The sequence below is a fragment of the Tolypothrix sp. VBCCA 56010 genome, assembly GCF_050875635.1.
GTDB lineage: Bacteria > Cyanobacteriota > Cyanobacteriia > Cyanobacteriales > Nostocaceae > Hassallia.
In genome coordinates, this window is the sequence record NZ_JBPAOH010000554.1 from 1 (window position 1) to 207 (window position 207).

1 protein-coding gene is annotated in these 207 nt (G+C 50.2%); it reads left to right on the forward strand.

From position 1 onward, the window contains the following. On the forward strand, positions 1–207 hold a 207-nt coding region (locus AABK37_RS42335; RefSeq protein WP_432557323.1), incomplete at both ends, for an AMP-binding protein.

Below are 207 nucleotides of genomic sequence, written 5' to 3' on the forward strand. Positions count from 1 at the left end.
TAGGCATTTACACGGAACGCTCAATGGAGATGGTGGTGGGACTGCTGGGCATTCTCAAGGCGGGTGGAGCATATGTACCACTTGACCCGATCTACCCAACAGAGCGATTGGCATACATTTTAGAAGATGCCCGTGTAGAAGTGCTGCTTGTGCAACAACATCTGATGCCAACGCTGACCGAATATGATGGACGTGTTGTCTACTTGG